Annotated in this window: 20 protein-coding genes; 12 read left to right on the top strand and 8 right to left on the bottom strand. The window is 58.7% G+C overall.

The annotated features are described in order from the left end of the window. From AB4N98_RS26290 to AB4N98_RS26280, 3 genes are all read left to right on the top strand, one after another. The gene (locus AB4N98_RS26290) at positions 1 to 870 is read left to right on the top strand and encodes a LysR family transcriptional regulator (RefSeq protein WP_065879051.1); all 870 of its coding nucleotides are present in this window, start codon (positions 1 to 3) and stop codon (positions 868 to 870) included. Between the two features lie 85 nt (positions 871 to 955). Continuing rightward, the gene (locus tag AB4N98_RS26285) at positions 956 to 2,497 is read left to right on the top strand and encodes an EAL domain-containing protein (protein WP_068931859.1); all 1,542 of its coding nucleotides are present in this window, start codon (positions 956 to 958) and stop codon (positions 2,495 to 2,497) included. Positions 2,498 to 2,695: 198 nt separating this feature from the next. Further along, positions 2,696 to 3,055: a histone-like nucleoid-structuring protein, MvaT/MvaU family gene (locus tag AB4N98_RS26280; RefSeq protein WP_017528074.1), complete on the top strand. Its 360-nt coding sequence runs from the start codon at positions 2,696 to 2,698 to the stop codon at positions 3,053 to 3,055. A 113-nt stretch (positions 3,056 to 3,168) separates the two neighbouring features. On the opposite strand, the gene AB4N98_RS26275 is transcribed toward AB4N98_RS26280, so the two are convergent. Further along, positions 3,169 to 3,705, bottom strand: a complete 537-nt coding sequence (locus AB4N98_RS26275; RefSeq protein WP_017528075.1) for a DUF4946 domain-containing protein — start codon at positions 3,703 to 3,705, stop codon at positions 3,169 to 3,171. Between the two features lie 198 nt (positions 3,706 to 3,903). On the opposite strand from AB4N98_RS26275, the gene gloA reads away from it, so the two are divergent. Then, complete coding sequence (gloA, locus tag AB4N98_RS26270; RefSeq protein ID WP_017528076.1) at positions 3,904 to 4,425, top strand: lactoylglutathione lyase; 522 nt, start codon at positions 3,904 to 3,906, stop codon at positions 4,423 to 4,425. 50 nt (positions 4,426 to 4,475) lie between these two features. On the opposite strand, the gene ahpF is transcribed toward gloA, so the two are convergent. The 3 genes from ahpF to AB4N98_RS26255 all read right to left on the bottom strand — a co-directional run bounded on the left by ahpF (position 4,476) and on the right by AB4N98_RS26255 (position 7,798). After that, a complete protein-coding gene (ahpF, locus tag AB4N98_RS26265; protein ID WP_068931860.1) occupies positions 4,476 to 6,041 on the bottom strand; it encodes an alkyl hydroperoxide reductase subunit F in 1,566 nt (521 codons plus the stop codon). Positions 6,042 to 6,168: 127 nt separating this feature from the next. Further along, positions 6,169 to 6,732: an alkyl hydroperoxide reductase subunit C gene (ahpC, locus tag AB4N98_RS26260; RefSeq protein WP_003191303.1), complete on the bottom strand. Its 564-nt coding sequence runs from the start codon at positions 6,730 to 6,732 to the stop codon at positions 6,169 to 6,171. A gap of 133 nt (positions 6,733 to 6,865) precedes the next feature. Then, entirely contained in the window at positions 6,866 to 7,798 is a 933-nt protein-coding gene (locus tag AB4N98_RS26255; RefSeq protein WP_137220111.1) for a site-specific integrase, read from the bottom strand. A 171-nt stretch (positions 7,799 to 7,969) separates the two neighbouring features. On the opposite strand from AB4N98_RS26255, the gene AB4N98_RS26250 reads away from it, so the two are divergent. Beyond that, complete coding sequence (locus tag AB4N98_RS26250) at positions 7,970 to 8,977, top strand: DNA-binding protein (RefSeq protein ID WP_068931862.1); 1,008 nt, start codon at positions 7,970 to 7,972, stop codon at positions 8,975 to 8,977. On the opposite strand, the gene gorA is transcribed toward AB4N98_RS26250, so the two are convergent. Further along, positions 8,978 to 10,336: a glutathione-disulfide reductase gene (gene gorA, locus AB4N98_RS26245; RefSeq protein ID WP_065879044.1), complete on the bottom strand. Its 1,359-nt coding sequence runs from the start codon at positions 10,334 to 10,336 to the stop codon at positions 8,978 to 8,980. Between the two features lie 106 nt (positions 10,337 to 10,442). After that, positions 10,443 to 11,282, bottom strand: a complete 840-nt coding sequence (gene galU, locus AB4N98_RS26240; protein ID WP_003173830.1) for a UTP--glucose-1-phosphate uridylyltransferase GalU — start codon at positions 11,280 to 11,282, stop codon at positions 10,443 to 10,445. A 311-nt stretch (positions 11,283 to 11,593) separates the two neighbouring features. Between galU and AB4N98_RS26235 the strand changes: the two genes are divergently transcribed. Next, a complete protein-coding gene (locus tag AB4N98_RS26235) occupies positions 11,594 to 11,779 on the top strand; it encodes a hypothetical protein (RefSeq protein ID WP_017528082.1) in 186 nt (61 codons plus the stop codon). A gap of 142 nt (positions 11,780 to 11,921) precedes the next feature. After that, positions 11,922 to 12,203 carry a hypothetical protein gene (locus AB4N98_RS26230; RefSeq protein ID WP_017528083.1) on the top strand — a complete coding sequence of 94 codons (282 nt, stop codon included), beginning with the start codon at positions 11,922 to 11,924 and terminating at the stop codon, positions 12,201 to 12,203. Positions 12,204 to 12,210: 7 nt separating this feature from the next. Here AB4N98_RS26230 and AB4N98_RS26225 read toward each other — a convergent pair whose 3' ends face one another. Both AB4N98_RS26225 and AB4N98_RS26220 read right to left on the bottom strand, forming a co-directional pair. Continuing rightward, complete coding sequence (locus AB4N98_RS26225) at positions 12,211 to 12,441, bottom strand: hypothetical protein (RefSeq protein WP_017528084.1); 231 nt, start codon at positions 12,439 to 12,441, stop codon at positions 12,211 to 12,213. A 22-nt stretch (positions 12,442 to 12,463) separates the two neighbouring features. Continuing rightward, positions 12,464 to 12,814, bottom strand: a complete 351-nt coding sequence (locus AB4N98_RS26220; RefSeq protein WP_017528085.1) for a hypothetical protein — start codon at positions 12,812 to 12,814, stop codon at positions 12,464 to 12,466. A gap of 212 nt (positions 12,815 to 13,026) precedes the next feature. Between AB4N98_RS26220 and AB4N98_RS26215 the strand changes: the two genes are divergently transcribed. From AB4N98_RS26215 to AB4N98_RS26195, 5 genes are all read left to right on the top strand, one after another. Continuing rightward, the gene (locus tag AB4N98_RS26215) at positions 13,027 to 13,329 is read left to right on the top strand and encodes a DUF1883 domain-containing protein (protein WP_003173824.1); all 303 of its coding nucleotides are present in this window, start codon (positions 13,027 to 13,029) and stop codon (positions 13,327 to 13,329) included. A 25-nt stretch (positions 13,330 to 13,354) separates the two neighbouring features. Continuing rightward, positions 13,355 to 13,522, top strand: a complete 168-nt coding sequence (locus AB4N98_RS26210; RefSeq protein WP_017528086.1) for a hypothetical protein — start codon at positions 13,355 to 13,357, stop codon at positions 13,520 to 13,522. Between the two features lie 3 nt (positions 13,523 to 13,525). Continuing rightward, the gene (gene alkB / locus AB4N98_RS26205; protein WP_460149059.1) at positions 13,526 to 14,191 is read left to right on the top strand and encodes a DNA oxidative demethylase AlkB; all 666 of its coding nucleotides are present in this window, start codon (positions 13,526 to 13,528) and stop codon (positions 14,189 to 14,191) included. A gap of 75 nt (positions 14,192 to 14,266) precedes the next feature. After that, positions 14,267 to 15,313: a bifunctional DNA-binding transcriptional regulator/O6-methylguanine-DNA methyltransferase Ada gene (ada, locus tag AB4N98_RS26200; RefSeq protein WP_017528088.1), complete on the top strand. Its 1,047-nt coding sequence runs from the start codon at positions 14,267 to 14,269 to the stop codon at positions 15,311 to 15,313. Positions 15,314 to 15,418: 105 nt separating this feature from the next. Next, the gene (locus AB4N98_RS26195) at positions 15,419 to 16,477 is read left to right on the top strand and encodes an NAD(P)H-dependent flavin oxidoreductase (RefSeq protein WP_017528089.1); all 1,059 of its coding nucleotides are present in this window, start codon (positions 15,419 to 15,421) and stop codon (positions 16,475 to 16,477) included. The last annotated feature ends 49 nt before the right edge of the window (positions 16,478 to 16,526 follow it).

Genomic DNA, 16,526 nt, shown 5'->3' with positions numbered 1-16,526 from the left:
ATGACCCTCACGCAACTGGAAATATTCTCCCTGGTGGCCGAGCTGCAAGGTTTCACCAGCGCGGCGCACCGGCTGGGCATCAGCCAATCGGCGGTGTCCCACGCCATCAAGGCGCTGGAGCAGGAACTGGGCGTGGCGCTGTTTCGGCGCCATCAAACCCTGGTAGAAACCAGCGATATCGGCCAGCAATTACTCGGTCGCGCCCGTGCCATGCTCGGCCTCGCCAACACGCTGCAGCAGGAAGCCGCCGATGCCCGGGGCATGAAGCGCGGGACCTTGCGCATTGGATCGTTTGGGCCGACCTCTTCCACCTATTTGCTGCCGAGGATTCTCAGTCGATTCCGCCAGGCGCATCCCGGTATCGAAGTACACGTGGACGAAGGGCCGGACCGACAAGTCATCCACTGGCTGGACGAGCGCAGAGTCGATATCGGCTTCGTCGTGCTCGAACAGGAGCGCTTGGATACCTACCCATTGTTCGAAGACCAGATGGTCGCGCTGCTGCCCACCGATCATCCGTTGGCCGACCGTGAGCAGGTAACGCTCAAGGACTTGTGCGGCGCCCCCTTTGCGCTGACGGAGGCAGGCTCGTCGGAACTGGTGACGCGGCTGTTCAGTGACGCTCGCTTAGTGCCCAATGTGCGTTACCGCTGCTCCCAATTACTGAGCACCTTGGAGACAGTGAGCCGGGGCGATGCCGTGAGCCTGGTGGCGCAGGCGTCCTTGCCCGCCACGCCAGACCCGCGTTATGTACAGCGGCCATTGTTGCCCGCCGTGCCGCGCAAGGTCGGCCTGGCCGTGCTGGACCGGCGCCAGTCTTCCCCGGCGACCCTGGCGTTTATCCGTATCGCCCAGAGCCTGGCGCTATGACCCCACCGCCCTGGACTGCGAGCTTATTGGCGGCGAGCCATCTATCATCAGCGCATCCCGATTGCTGCTACAGGCCGTTCTGCCCATGCCCCTGACCGCCAACGGCCCGCGAAACCGCGCCACTCGCACCTTCATGACCATGCTGGGTGGCTTGCTGCCGATTGCGCTGGGCATCGTCATTTTGCATTGGCAAGCCGAACGCTCGCTGCAACAGAGTACCGTCCGCACCGCCCAGGAAGCCGTGCGCCAGTTTGACCTGATGCTTGATAACACCGCCCTCGCCGCCCAGGCCTTGCTGCCCCTGGCGGGCCAACCCTGCGATGACGCGGCCCAACTGGCGCTGCGCGAGCAGGTCACGCGGCGACCGTTTGTGCGTGCAACCACGTTGTCCTGGCAAAAGAACATCTATTGCAGCTCACTGTTCGGCGGCGACCATGAGTCCAGCGTCAACCCGGCTGACTATGTCGACGGCGCGTTATGGTTGATGACGGGCAACCCGGTTACGCCGGATACCGCGCTCCTGGTGCATCGACTGGTTGACGGCGACAAAGCCGCCTTTGCCTCTATCGACGGCTACCACCTGACCAACGCCCTGCGCTTGATCAGCCGTTACGCGGACCTGACCCTGCAGGTGGGCCCGCACTGGCTCGGTGCCGACGGCAAGGTGCATGACGTGCCGGTGCCTGGCTTTGCCGTGGCTCATCAACACCTGGCGTCCGCGCGCTATCCGTACAGTGTCGACGCCGGCATGCCCGCCGGTGAAGTGTGGCGCTATATGCGCGAGCGTTACCCGGCGTCGTTCAGCCTAGTGGTGTTTTTTGGCGTTCTGGCCGGTGTGCTTGTGCGTGGGCTGCAAAAGCGCTCTTCGACGCCCACCCATGAATTGCAACGAGCGCTGGAAGCGAATGAGTTCGTCCCTTACTTTCAGCCGGTGGTGCGCGGCGACACGCGCGAATGGGCGGGTTGTGAAGTGTTGATGCGCTGGCGCCACCCCAAGGAAGGTTTGGTGCGCCCAGACCTGTTTATTCCTTTGGCCGAACATTGCGGCCTGATCGTGCCGATGACCCGCGCCCTGCTGCGTCAGACCGCTGCGCAACTGGCGCCCTATGCGGCGCGTATCAGCCCGGGCTTCCATATTGGGGTGAATATCACCGCACGCCATTGCCTTGACCTGGAGTTGGTGGATGACTGTCGCGAATTTCTGGCCGCTTTCCCGGCAGGCCAGGTGACGCTGGTGCTGGAGTTGACCGAGCGCGAGCTGATCGAACCCACCGCTATCACGCGACAGCTGTTCGATGCCCTGCATCAACTGGGCGTGATGATCGCCCTCGATGACTTTGGCACCGGGCACTCCAGCCTGGCTTACTTGCGTAATTTCAATGTGGATTATTTGAAGATAGACCAGAGTTTTGTCGCCATGATCGGCGCAGATGTACTATCAAGTCATATCCTCGACAGCATCATAGAGTTGTCCAGCAAGCTCGACCTGGGCATCGTTGCAGAGGGCGTCGAAACAGCCGAGCAGTGTGAATACCTGGCGGCGCACGGTGTGGATTTCCTGCAGGGTTACCTGTTTGGCAGACCGTTACCCGGTGATGAATTCATTCAAACCTTGATCAGTCATTGAATAGCCATACACTCAGCGCGTTGAAATATTCTTAGTTGAGACAAAAGACGTGATTTACTCGTAGCGGATTAACTACTACAATTTTTCCTGCCTGTGCAGAGCTCGCAGGACGACGTATTTTTTGAGTCGTTTAAAGCGCTTGGCTTATAGCTTTGTCTGCAGTTGATATCAGCCAACTACACTATTGGAGTACAGATTTTGTCCAGACTCGCCGAATTTCGCGCAGCAGAAAAAGCCCTTCAAGAGCAGCTTGCCCAGCTGGAATCCCTGAAGAACGACGCAGGCTTGAAGAAAGAGATCGAATTCGAAGAAAAGCTTCAGGCATTGATGAAAACCTACGGCAAAGGCCTGCGTGACATCATCCTGATCCTTGATCCAAACCCGGGCAAGTCCAGTGCCGCCGCGGCTCCCAAACAGCGTCGCGCGCGCGTGGTCAAGGTCTACCAGAACCCGCACACTGGCGAGCTGATCGAAACCAAGGGTGGCAACCACCGTGGCCTCAAGGCCTGGAAAGAACAATACGGCGCCGAGACGGTAGATTCCTGGCTTCGCGGTTGATCGCATTGCTCTAATAAAAAAGCCCCGCTTAAGCGGGGCTTTTTTTATTCACGCGTTCGAACCTGAACTTAAATAACATTTCATTTTGTTCCATGGCAATCGGCCGAACGTGCTTAAAGTTTGAGACTGTCGCGCACTGAACTGACTTCATCCTTGCTCGCCTCGTATGCTTGCGCTTGGCCAGCGTATGAAAAAACATACGCCTTATCGGTATCAACCGCCGCCACCAATGTTTGTGACAATACGTGCCGGCCGTTCTCGGTAATCACGCAAGTAGTTTCCAGCGCTTCAAGACGGCTCAATGTTGCAGCGTGCATTTTGGTGCACACGCTTTGGTAGCCACCTTGGGCAAACCCTTTCTGGATGGACTTACGCATTTCCAGCAAAACGCCCTGAAGATTAACTTTATGCCCACTTTCGACCGGCGTGCCCGTTAACTCCATGACCATCAACGTGTTGCCGTTTTCATCATTCTTGATCGCACGCTGCCGGGAGACCGGTTGCGGTTTTGCCGGTACCTCGCCATCGGCAATCACTTCTTCGGCTTGCCAGCCGCTGGGCCAATGAATTTCCGGATCGGCCGCCAACACAACAGAACTGGCCAACAGCAAACACCCAGCGCTCAATAGCCGTTTACGAACGTCGAACATGCGAAAAACACCCTAGAACCAAGCACCAAAGTGTGAGCCCCTGCGCCCATCGGTCGCAAGGCCTGCGTCAGCTTTTTCATTTGGCGCGGCAGGCGAGCCTTGCGTATCATGGCTGCGCTGCACAGATGCCAGCCGCAAGCCAAGGGAACGCTCCTCTCACCAGGAGCTGCGTTTGCCCCATTTTTTTCTGGAGGGCCCATGAGCCTGCACGAACTGAACACCTTCCCGGGCGTCACCGCCCAACCTGACACCGCCACGTCGAACTTCGTGTTCAACCACACCATGCTGCGGGTCAAGGACATCACCAAGTCGCTGGATTTCTATACCCGCGTCCTGGGTTTCTCCCTGGTTGAAAAGCGCGATTTCCCGGAAGCCGAATTCAGCCTGTACTTCCTGGCCCTGGTGGACAAATCCCAGATCCCTGCCGACGCCGCCGCGCGCACCCAGTGGATGAAGTCGATCCCGGGCATCCTTGAACTGACCCACAACCACGGCACCGAAAACGATGCCGACTTCGCTTATCACAACGGCAATACCGACCCGCGTGGCTTTGGCCATATCTGCATCTCGGTGCCGGATATCGTTGCAGCGTGCGAACGCTTTGAAGCGCTGGGGTGTGATTTCCAGAAACGCCTGAGCGATGGCCGCATGAAAAGCCTGGCATTCATCAAGGACCCCGATGCGTATTGGGTCGAGATCATTCAACCCGCGCCGCTGTAACGAAAAAACCCCATGATCACTCATGGGGTTTTTCATTTTCAGGCCCTGCGTTACGCCGGCGCAGACGTACGGATCAGGTGATCAAACGCACTCAGCGACGCCTTGGCGCCCTCGCCTACCGCAATCACGATCTGCTTGTACGGCACCGTCGTCACGTCACCGGCGGCAAACACGCCAGGCAGTGACGTTTCGCCACGGGCATCCACAATGATCTCGCCGCGCGGGGTCAGCTCAACCGTGCCCTTGAGCCAATCGGTGTTGGGCAGCAAACCGATCTGCACGAAGATACCTTCCAGGTCGATGGTCTTGAACTCGCCACTGTCGCGATCCTTATACGCCAGGCCGGTAACTTTCTGGCCATCGCCTTTGACTTCGCTGGTCAGCGCGCTGGTGATCACATCAACGTTCGGCAGGCTGTGCAGCTTGCGTTGCAACACCGCGTCGGCGCGCAGCTTGTTGTCGAACTCGAGCAGGGTCACGTGACTCACGATGCCGGCCAGGTCGATGGCCGCTTCAACGCCGGAGTTACCGCCGCCAATCACCGCCACGCGCTTGCCTTTGAACAACGGCCCGTCGCAGTGCGGGCAGAAGCAAACGCCTTTGGCCTTGTATTGCTGCTCACCCGGCACCCCCATTTCACGCCAGCGGGCGCCGGTGGCCAGGATCACCGTCTTGGACTTGAGGGTCGCGCCGCTTTCGAAACGAATTTCATGCAGGTCACCCGCGTTTTTCGCCGGGATCAAGGCACTGGCGCGCTGCAGGTTCATGATGTCCACGTCGTATTGACGCACATGGGCTTCCAACGCGCTGGCCAGCTTCGGCCCTTCGGTTTCCTGTACCGAGATAAAGTTCTCGATGGACATGGTGTCCAGCACCTGGCCGCCAAAACGCTCGGCGGCAACACCGGTGCGAATACCTTTACGCGCCGCATAAATGGCTGCCGAAGAACCGGCAGGCCCACCGCCGACAACGAGGACGTCAAAGGCATCTTTGGCACTGATTTTCTCGGCGGCCTTCTCAATGCCGCTGGTATCGAGCTTGGCGAGGATCTCTTCCAGGCCCATGCGGCCCTGGCCAAAGTTCACACCGTTGAGGTACACGCTGGGCACCGCCATGATCTGGCGTTCATCGACTTCAGCCTGGAACAGCGCGCCGTCGATGGCAACGTGGCGGATGTTCGGGTTGAGCACCGCCATCAGGTTCAGCGCCTGGACCACGTCCGGGCAGTTCTGGCAGGAGAGCGAGAAATAAGTCTCGAAGCTGAACTCGCCTTTGAGGGCGCGGATCTGTTCGATCACTTCGACACTGGCCTTCGACGGGTGGCCACCGACTTGCAGCAGGGCCAGCACCAGCGAAGTGAATTCATGGCCCATGGGGATGCCGGCGAAACGCAGGCTGATATCGGCACCCGGGCGGTTGATGGAGAACGAGGGCTTGCGCGCATCATTGCCATCGGTTTTCAGGGTAATCAGCGTGGTGAGGCTGACGACGTCCTGTAAAAGAGCGAGCATTTCCTGGGATTTCGCGCCGTCATCAAGGGAGGCGACGATCTCGATCGGCTGGGTGACCCGTTCCAGGTATGACTTCAACTGAGCTTTAAGATTGGCGTCCAACATACGGGCGATTTCCTGTTAATTCGGTTTATTGCAGACAAAAAAACGCCCGAGCGAATCTCGCCCGGGCGTTCAGAGGGCGGATGCAGCTTACTTAAGTGCGGAATACCGCCCTTGAGACTTCACAGACTTAGATCTTGCCGACCAGGTCCAGGGACGGAGCCAGAGTGGCCTCGCCTTCTTTCCACTTGGCTGGGCAGACTTCGCCTGGGTGGGCAGCAACGTACTGGGCGGCTTTGATTTTGCGCAGCAGCTCAGAAGCGTCACGACCGACACCACCGTCGTTCAATTCAACGATCTTGATCTGACCTTCTGGGTTGATCACGAACGTGCCGCGGTCTGCCAGGCCAGCTTCTTCGATCAGTACGTCGAAGTTGCGGGAGATGGTCAGGGTTGGGTCGCCGATCATGGTGTACTGGATCTTGCCGATGGCTGGCGAAGTGTTATGCCAGGCAGCGTGGGCAAAGTGGGTGTCGGTGGACACGCTGTAGATCTCGACGCCCAGTTTCTGGAATTCGGCGTAGTTGTCAGCCAGGTCTTCCAGCTCGGTTGGGCAAACGAAGGTGAAGTCGGCCGGGTAGAAGAACACTACGGACCATTTGCCTTTCAGGTCAGCGTCGGTCACATCTACGAAGCTGCCGTTTTTGAATGCGGTGGCTTTGAACGGTTTTACTTGGCTGTTGATGATAGGCATCGTTGACTCTCCGTCAGGGGTTAAGAAGTTGATGAAGTGAATCCTACCCACTCTCTTGACTGATGGCTCATTGGCAAACCTGATGCTGACGATTGGTTTTCGCTATCAGACGACTGTATTAATAGAAGAAAACTCAAAGCAGCGGCTGGGTCGCCAACGTCATACCGAGAAAAGGTGTGGATTCAACATAGCGCATGGCGGATTTCATGTCGCTCCAGCCGACGTAACTCATCAACGACTTCAAATCCCAGCCGCTGCGATGCGCCCATGTGGCGAAGCCCCGGCGCAAGGAATGGCTGGTGTATTGCTCGGCGGCGATGCCCGCACGCTCAAGCGCCTGGCGCAATAACGGGATCAGGCTGTTGGGGTGCAGGCCCTCCTCCCCCAGGTTGCCCCAGCGATCAATGCCCCGAAACACCGGGCCACGCACCAACCCCGACGCGCTGAGCCACTCGGTATAGGCTTGCACCGGGCACAAGCGCAGCAGCGCCGGGGTGTGATACGTCTTGCCGAGGTTGTCGCGGTCGCTTTTGCTGCGCGGCAGGTACAGGCTGATACCGGCGCCGGGCGTGGCCTGAACGTGTTCGATACTCAGTCGGCACAACTCATCGCTGCGAAAGCCGCGCCAAAAGCCCAGCAGAATTAACGCGTTATCACGCTTGGCGCGCAGCAGCCGAGGTTGATCCTGAGCCTCGCCCGCTTCGCGCGCTTCGCTATCAAGGGACGCCACCACCTGCTCCAGATGCTTGAGCTGCAACGGCTCGGCTTGTTTCTCCTGAGCTGGGTGCACGGCCCGAATCCCTTTGAGCACCTTGCGCACCACCGGTGTTTTTGTCGGGTCGGCAAAACCCTGGCTGGTGTGCCATTGCGCCAACGCCGAAAGCCGCAGCTTCAAGGTGTTGACCGCCAACACGCCTGCATGGGCCACCAGGTAGCGCGCCACACTGTCACTGGTGGCCGGCAGGAAACCACCCCAACTCACCTCGAAGTGCTCGATGGCAGCGCGATAGCTACGCCGGGTGTTATCGCGGGTGGCGGCATTGAGGTAACGATCCAGATCGCTCATGGGAGGCCTATTCGTACTATTTGGGGGCTGCATAGCGCCCTAACGGTTTTTGACACGGGATAATACGCCAATATCCCATCTGTGAATCGGCCGAATTTGAACGAGCTTTGGATAGTGTTATAGTATGTAACTACATACTACATATTACAGTACCAAATCGACGGAGACCCCATGGCACGCGGCGGAATAAACAAAGCAGTGGTTCAAGCGGCACGCCTGGCGATCCTCGCTCGCGGCGAAAACCCCAGCATTGATGCTGTACGCATCGAGATGGGCAATACCGGCTCGAAAACAACGATCCACCGCTACTTGAAAGAGCTGGACGACAGCGAAACCCGCCTGACCATCGCTCAAGCCCCGATTGACGATGAGCTGGCTGAGTTGGTCGCGCGTCTGTCCCAGCGCCTGAAAGAGAAGGCCCAAGAGCCGATTGACCTAGCTCTGTCGCAGTTCGAACAACAAAAAACCGCCCTGCTCGCCCAGCTGAAATCGCTTGAAGAGACCCACGGCCAGCTGCAGCAACAATTCGATATCCAGGGTGCGGCGCTTGCGGAAGAAAGTGCCGCTCTGCAAACCGCCAGAACCAGCCTGCAGATCGAACAAACCCGTAACGCCGGGCTAAGCCAGGCGTGCAGCGATTACGAATTGCGCATTAATGACAAGGACGAACAGATCCGTTCGCTGGAAGACAAGCACCTGCACGCCCGCGAAGCGCTTGAACACTATCGCAACGCAATCAAGGAACAGCGCGAGCAGGAGCAGCGGCGCCACGAAGGCCAGTTGCAGCAGATACAGGCAGAACTGCGCCAAGCCCAGCAAAGCGCAATGGTGCGCCAGGATGAGATCACCCAGTTGCATCGCGACAACGAGCGACTGCTGATCGAGCACCGGGTAACCACCAAGGAGTTGGCGACGCTGCAAGAGCAAGTGCGCAAGGACCAGGCCCAGCAACTTAAGCTGAGCGAACAGGTAAGCAAGATCGACGGCGAACGCACCCTGCTGCAGGAGCGCCTGCGGGTTGCAACCATGCAAAGCGAGTCACGCCAGCACGCGCTGAGTGAGCTTCAGCAGGCCAACAAAGGGCTGGAGCTAGACCTTATCAAGGCCCAGGCCAGTATCGAGGCATTGCGCCTGGCGGCCGTCGTTGCAACGGCGCCAGAGGCAACACCTGAAACCTGATCAGTGCGCCACAGGTGTGCGCATGGTGACAAACTCTTCCGCCGCCGTGGGGTGCACGCCGATGGTGTCATCGAAATGCTGCTTGGTCGCGCCCGCCTTGAGCGCGATCGCCAGGCCCTGGACGATCTCACCGGCATCCGGGCCGACCATATGGCAGCCCAGCACTTTGTCGGTGTCGGCATCGACCACCAGTTTCATCAAGGTCTTTTCCTGGCAGTCCGTGAGGGTCAGTTTCATCGGCCGGAAACGGCTCTCGAAGATCTGCACCTTGTGGCCCTTCTCTTTCGCCTCTTCTTCAGTCAGGCCCACCGTACCAATATTGGGCAGGCTGAACACCGCCGTGGGGATCATCGTGTAATCCACCGGGCGATACTGCTCTGGCTTGAACAAACGACGCGCCACAGCCATGCCTTCAGCCAGGGCAACCGGCGTTAACTGCACGCGACCGATCACATCGCCGATAGCCAGGATGGACGACTCGGCGGTCTGGTACAGGTCGTCCACTTCGACGAAGCCACGCTTGTCGAGTTTCACGCCCGTGCTCTCCAGCCCAAGGTTGTCCAGCATCGGGCGACGGCCAGTGGCATAGAACACACAATCGGCCTCCAGCACGCGACCGTCTTTGAGCGTGGCCTTGAGGCTGCCATCCGTTTGCTTGTCGATGCGCTCGATGTCGGCATTGAATTGCAGGTCCAGGCCACGCTTGGTCAGCTCTTCTTTTAGATGGGTGCGCACCGAACCGTCGAAGCCACGCAGGAACAGGTCGCCGCGATACAGCAATGAAGTCTGGGCGCCCAACCCGTGGAAAATACCGGCAAACTCGACAGCGATGTAACCACCACCAACTACCAACACGCGCTTAGGCAGCGTTTTGAGGAAAAATGCCTCATTGGAGCCGATGGCATGTTCACGCCCTGGAATCTCCGGAATCTGCGGCCAGCCGCCGGTGGCGATCAGAATATGCTTGGCGGTAAAGCGTTCGCCATTGACCTCAACTTGATGCGCATCAACAAGCCGTGCATGCCCTTCATGCAGCGTCACGCCACTGTTAACCAGCAGGTTGCGGTAGATCCCATTCAGGCGATTGATTTCGCGATCCTTGTTGGCAATCAGCGTAGCCCAGTCAAAATTCGCCTCGCCCAGCGACCAACCGAAGCCGCTGGCTTGCTCGAAATCTTCGGCAAAATGCGCGCCGTACACCAACAGCTTTTTCGGCACGCAGCCGACGTTGACGCAAGTACCGCCCAGGTAGCGGCTTTCGGCCACAGCCACCTTGGCACCAAAGCCGGCGGCAAAGCGCGCCGCGCGAACACCGCCGGAACCGGCGCCAATTACATACAAGTCAAAATCGTAGGCCATTTCACTCTCCTCGGCAGGCCGTCAGCATACCGACTTACATGGGGCTGAAAAACGAAAAAGCCACCCGAAGGTGGCTTTCTCTTACAAACGCATGGGCAAGCGTGAATCAATAAGCCTTGCCAGTCTTGTAGAAGTGCTCGTAGCAGAAGTTGGTGGCTTCGATGTAGCCTTCAGCGCCGCCGCAGTCGAAACGCTGGCCCTTGAACTTGTAGGCAATCACGCAGCCGTCTTTGGCTTGCTTCAACAGGGCGTCGGTGATCTGGATCTCGCCGCCTTTGCCTGGCTCGGTTTCTTCGATCAGCTTGAAAATGTCCGGAGTCAGGATGTAACGACCAATGATCGCCAGGTTTGACGGAGCATCTTCGGGCGCAGGTTTTTCAACCATGTCACGCACGCGGATCAGGCCATCACCAATGTCGTCACCGGCGATAACGCCGTATTTGTTGGTTTCGGTCGGGTTCACTTCCATGACCGCAACGATGGTGCAGCGGTATTTCTGATACAGCTTGACCATCTGGGTCAGTACGCCATCACCTTCCAGGTTAACGCACAGGTCATCCGCCAAGACCACAGCGAACGGTTCGTCACCGATCAGCGGTCGGCCGGTAAGAATCGCATGGCCAAGGCCTTTCATCTGGGTCTGACGGGTGTAGGAGAACGAGCACTCGTCGAGCAGCTTACGGATGCCGACCAGGTATTTTTCCTTGTCGGTGCCCTTGATCTGGTTTTCCAGCTCGTAGCTGATGTCGAAGTGGTCTTCCAGCGCGCGCTTACCACGGCCGGTGACGATGGAAATTTCGTTCAGACCGGCATCCAGAGCTTCTTCCACGCCGTACTGAATCAGTGGCTTGTTCACCACCGGCAGCATTTCTTTGGGCATGGCCTTGGTCGCTGGCAAGAAGCGAGTGCCGTAACCGGCTGCTGGGAACAAGCATTTCTTGATCATATGGGTCCTTACAAAGGGCTGTGCGTACGAAATTCGGCGCAGTCTAATCAGGCCGCAGCCACCTTACAATGGCAGCTGCTGGCGTTGCGATGTCATCATAGAGAAAAAATGTCAGCGTAAGTTCCACTTATCTTACAAAGACCTTCCTACCGCCTTGGCAAAAATTGCCGGTCACGCATCATTTCCATGGTAAGCCGTCTTTTTAGCACGCTTTTTCAGCCGGAACACTGACTTGGAATAACTTACGCGGCTTCGTGAGATTTGGCGCTATCATTAGGCCCTTGAATCAGACCAGACGAGATTGTTAATAGATGTCAGAACCAAAAGGCGTGAACGGCTACCTGATCACCAAGCGAGCGGACGGCTGGCACCTGATCAACTTTCACGGAGACAGCGTCGCTGGCGTTTTCGAGACAGAAAGCATGGCGATAGCGGTAGCCGAAGTGTTCGTGGATGAAGCCGGCCACGCGTCGAGCAAGCGACCGAAGGGCAAATAAGTCTTCAGCCCCCGCGCAACAAGCCCCGTTTGACGGGGCTTTTTTTGTATCACTCTGTACCTTGATGGCAGTTCGCTATAACCTGCCGAAAACGCCCCACGATAGTGTCAGCGCCTTCCCACACCCTCGACGACGAACACCTATGAACAAACTCCTGGCACTGACAGCGGTTCTGGCACTCGCCGGCTGCACCACCACTTCCGATGTTTACCTGAAAAACGGCGAGCAAGGCCTGACCATCGATTGCTCCGGCGAAGCCAATTCCTGGGCCAGTTGCTACGAAAAAGCCGATGCCTCTTGCGCCGGCACCGGCTATCGCATTGTCGGCACCGAGGGCACGCCATCGCTTAAAGAAAGCGACAAGACCCTGGGCCAGGATGTGGGCAACTACAAAAGTCGCAGTGTGGTGGTGGTCTGCAAGTAACCCTCGCCTACAAGTGAATCTCGGCAAATTTGATACCCAGCTCCCGAAGTAGCTCGGTCAGCTCGTCAAGGCTGGCAAAAGACTCGACTTCGTCTTGCTCGTCCACCAGGAAAAAGCTGCGCCCGCCACTTTTCTTGAAGAACACGATCCACTCACCGAGGTGGGCAGGGTTCTGGATGACATGGGTAGCCGAGATTTCACCCTCGGCATGGCGGGCTTTGACGTGTTCACGCTTCATATCTGGTTTTTCCACGACGGCATCAGCCGGAAATGCACTCTTCCCCGGCTTTTTTCACATCGCCCGGGCGGATCGGCACGTTGGACATGCTCTCGTAAAGCTTGATACTGCTGCCACTGGAGCGCTCGTCAATCTCGAAAATGGCCGAAGGGTCGGCCGAAAATTTCTGCGGCACGATCACGCGCACACCTTCTTTGTGCGGTTCGATCTGCGGCGGACGGCGGGTAGCCGATAATTTCTGTATCACACACGCGGCGTATTCCTGGGGCTTCTTCCCGGAAATGACGGCCAACGTCGGCGGGGTCTGCTTGATATCTGCAACCGAAGCACACCCACCTATCGCCAAGGCCAGCACCAACACACTCCACTTCATACAAAACCTCCAATAAAGACCCTACGACAGCGGGGATGGTAATTTTCTCCCGCACACGTAGGATTTATCCCTGATAACTCGGTAAATAACTGTTTTAAATTGTCGACGTCATTGCAGACGGGCCGATAATAAACGCGCTGGGGCTGATAAACTCCATCTTAACCTACGTATCGTTCTGATTTTTCAGAAAAAGCCCTTCTGGAGACACCCTCATGAAATTCATCCACCAGCGCGAGCACCTCAACGAGGGAGATATCGTCGTCATCGAATGCTCGCAAACCTGCAATATCCGCCTGATGAGCGATGCGAACTTTCGCAGCTTCAAGAATGGCGGTCGCCACACTTACCACGGCGGTGCGTTCGACAAGTTTCCCGCCAAGATCACCGCGCCCAGCACCGGGTTCTGGAATATCACTCTGGACGTGGTCACGCGTCGGGCGATCAGCGTCACCCGCAAGCCTGCGTTGTCCCACAAGATTCGTATCGTTCGTCGTACCAGCACCAAGCTGAGCTGATCCGAACGCGCCATAGGAAATAGCCGTGACTGCCACTACCAAATATGTAATCAAGTACAAACTCAACGGCGAACGCCGTTTTGAGTTCGCCCAACTGACGAGCAATAGCCTGGAAGAAGCCAAGCAAGCCTTGGCGAAAATCCACGATGCCAGCGATGAAATCACTGACATCACCGTGAGTAAGGCGTTGTAAGGCATGCCCGGCCCCACTGCCGATCTGTTCCCCGACGACGCCCTGCAACAACCCGCCGGGCGCGAGCAAATCGGCGAACAGTCCTACGTGCTACGGGCTTACGCCCTGCCCTGGGTTGAGCGGCTTCTACCTGAGCTACGCCGCGTGCTGGCTCAATCCCCGTTTCGGCAAATGGTCACTCCGGGCGGCTTTACCATGTCGGCTGCGTTGAGTAGCTGTGGAGAACTGGGCTGGACCACCGATACCAGAGGCTACCGCTACAGCCCGCTGGACCCGCGCAGCCAGCAACCCTGGCCGGCCCTGCCCGACGCATTGCGCGAACTGGCGGTGCTGGCGGCAGCCGACGCCGGCTTCAACGATTTCGCCCCGGATGCCTGCTTGATCAACCGCTATGTCCCCGGCGCGAAAATGTCCCTGCACCAGGACAAGAACGAACGAGACTACAGCGCGCCAGTCGTGTCGGTGTCCCTCGGGCTGCCGGCAGTTTTTCTGTTTGGCGGCCATGCGCGTAGTGACAAGCCGCAAAAGATTTCGTTGTTTCATGGCGATGTGGTGGTGTGGGGCGGGGTTGATCGCCTGCGTTTTCATGGCGTAATGCCCATCAAGGAGGGCGTGCACCCCCGCATGGGACGGCAACGCATCAACCTCACCTTGCGCACCGCCGGCTGATTTGAGCGCAAGCTTCGGAGTGCCAGGTTTTTACGAGGCGGCTAATCTGCCCAGGACCTGTAACGAGTGCCTGCCATGACTACCGAACAAGATCCACGCTGGGCTGCGATCCTCACCCGCGACCCCAAGGCCGATACGCTGTTCGTCTACGGTGTGAAAACCACCGGCGTGTACTGTCGCCCCAGCAGTGCTTCGCGTTTGCCGCGCCCGGAAAATATCGAGTTTTTCGACACTCCCGCCCAAGCCGAAGCGGCAGGCTATCGGCCCAGTAAGCGTGCCGTCGGCGACCAGACCCAGCGGGCAGCGCAGCATGCGCAACGGGTGGCCATGGCCTGCCGCCATATCGAGCAGGCCGACACCCCGCTCAGCCTTGATGCCCTGGCCAAGTTGGCGGGCCTGAGCCCGTTTCACTTCCACCGTGTATTCAAGGCCGTCACGGGGCTGACGCCCAAGGCTTACGCCAGCGCACACCGCTCACGCAAAGTGCGCGCCGGGCTCAAGGGCCAACATACGGTGACCGATGCGCTGTATGACGCAGGCTTCAATTCCAACAGTCGTTTTTATGCCTCGGCCGATCAGTTGCTGGGCATGAAACCCAGCGATTACAGGGCCGGCGGCGCCCACAACGAGATTCTGTTCGCGGTGGGCCAATGTTCGCTGGGGGCGATCCTGGTGGCACAGAGCGCCCGCGGCGTGTGTGCGATCCTGCTGGGAGATGACCCCGAGCAACTGGTGCGCGAACTGCAGGACCAATTCCCCAAGGCCGACCTGGTGGGCGCCGACCGCCGCTTCGAACAGTTGATCGCGCAGGTGGTGGGTTTTATCGAAGCGCCCGCCCTGGGCCTGGACCTGCCGCTGGATGTGCGCGGCACCGCGTTTCAGGAGCGGGTATGGCAAGCCTTGCGCGAAATTCCGCTGGGCAGCACGGCCAGCTATGCGCAAATCGCCGAAAAGATCGGCGCACCCACGTCGTTTCGTGCGGTGGCCCAGGCCTGCGGAGCCAACCGCCTGGCAGTGGCAATCCCGTGTCATCGCGTGGTGCGCAGCAACGGTGATGTGTCGGGCTACCGCTGGGGGGTGGAACGCAAGCGCCAATTGCTGGAGCGCGAACGCGGCGATTGAACCGCACGAAAAACCTGCGTCGTCCAGTGAATAAAACAGACTGGCCGCGCAGCGATGGCCCTGCTAAAACAGCGAAGAAACCGACTAACGCTGGAGACGCATAACATGGGCACCTGGCCAGACACGCGCATTCTCGACCTGCTGGGTATCGAGGTCCCTATCATCCAGGCCCCCATGGCCGTTGGCACCACCCCCGCCATGGTAATCGCCGCCAACCGTGCTGGCGCGCTGGGTTCCATGCCGGCTGCCGCGCTGAGTATTGAACAACTGCGTGACGCGCTGACCACCATCCGCCAGGCCAGCGATCGACCGATCAACGTCAATTTTTTCTGCCATCAACCGCCTTCCGTTGACGACGCGCGGGACCAACGCTGGAAAGCGCTGCTGGAACCGTACTACCGCGAATTGGGCGCCGATTTTGATGCGCCAACGCCGGTGTCCAACCGCGCGCCGTTCAACGATGCCGCCTGCCAGGTCGTCGAAGAGTTTCGCCCTGAGGTCGTCAGCTTTCACTTTGGCCTGCCGGAAAAATCCCTGCTGGAGCGGGTAAAAGCCACGGGCGCCAAGGTGCTGTCCTCTGCCACCACTGTGGAAGAGGCGGTCTGGCTGCAAGCCCATGGCTGCGACGCAATCATCGCCATGGGCATCGAAGCGGGCGGGCATCGCGGCTTGTTTCTCAGCGACGATCTCAATACGCAGATCGGCTTGTTCGCCCTGCTACCCCAGGTTGTGGACGCCGTGAGCGTACCGGTGATCGCCGCCGGCGGTATCGGCGATGCACGCGGGATCGTCGCGGCGTTCGCCCTGGGTGCTTCGGCCGTGCAGATCGGCACTGCATACCTGTTCACCCCCGAAGCGAATGTAACCGCCGCCCATCACCATGCGTTGCGCCACGCCCAGGCCAGCGAAACTGCACTCACCAACCTGTTCACTGGCCGCCCGGCGCGGGGCATCGTCAACCGGCTGATGCGTGAATTGGGTGCGATCAATCCGGCGGCGCCGGCATTTCCCAAGGCCGGCGGAGCGTTGATGCCGCTCAAGGCCAAGGATGAAGCGGGTTTCAGCAACCTCTGGTCGGGCCAGGCACTGCGCCTGGGCAAGGACCTGGCCACCTATGAGCTGACCCGCGAGTTGGCCGAACAAGCCCTGGCCAAACTCACGTAACCCAGCCACCTGCGGCAACATTGCGCTGTACCGGCAAAGACCAACCGCT

The organism is Pseudomonas sp. S3_E10, assembly GCF_054667615.1.
This window is presented reverse-complemented; position numbering and strand designations above follow the sequence as displayed.